We start from the raw sequence: 842 nt of genomic DNA, 5'->3' as shown, positions 1-842 counted from the left end.
ATTTAAAACGAATGACCGTGCCGATGATCTGGGGCATTTTATCGATCATGTCGATGAACCTCGTCGATACGTGGTACGTCGGACAACTTGGTACAGAACCGTTGGCCGCGATGAGCTTCACCATCCCCATCGTTTCGGTTTTACTCAGTTTGGCCTTCGGCATTGGTATCGGAAGCTCCTCGTTGATTTCCCGAGCCATCGGTGCAGGCCAGACCAAAACGGTCCGGCTGTACGCAACACAGTCTCTGTTCATCGGTGTCGTGATTGCCGCCAGCTTCGCAGTGCTGGGCTATCAAAACATCACGCCTATTTTTAGAACACTGGGTGCGCCAGTTCATCTCATGCCGCTTATTCATGAGTTTATGGATATTTGGTTTCTCGGAAGCTTTATTGTCGTTATACCGATGGTCGGTAATTCCGCATTGAGAGCAGCCGGGAATACCTTCATTCCCGGTGTCATTATGATGGTGGTCGCAGTTGTAAACATCATTCTCGACCCAATCTTGATCTTTGGTTACTTCGGCTTCCCTGCAATGGGACTAGCCGGCGCAGCGGTCGCCACCATCGTTTCTTACTCGTTTGCTCTCTTCATCGGCTTATATTTACTCACCGTCAGGCTTCGGTTTTTAAGCTTGAGCGATTGTAAGGGACGCATCGTCCAAAGCTGGCTAGATATTCTTCGGCTCGCCATTCCCGCCATTGGCACAAACCTAATCGCCCCCCTTTCCGTCGCTTATGCAACATGGTTGGTTGCCGCTTACGGGACCGACGCTGTCGCGGGCTTCGGCGTAGCCAGTCGCATCGAGTCGCTATGCCTAGTGGTAATCATGGCGATCTCTTCC

Annotated in this window: 1 protein-coding gene; it reads left to right on the top strand. The window is 51.5% G+C overall.

The window, feature by feature from the left end; all coding sequences use genetic code 11:
- Window positions 1–11: 11 nt before the first annotated feature.
- Window positions 12–842: MATE family efflux transporter (locus A3750_RS22425; protein ID WP_369819971.1), on the top strand; the 831-nt coding region annotated here is incomplete at its 3' end.

This window comes from Oleiphilus sp. HI0079 (assembly GCF_001635105.1).
The sequence above is the reverse complement of the archived record's forward strand: the minus strand, read 5'-3'. Positions and strand labels throughout refer to the sequence as shown.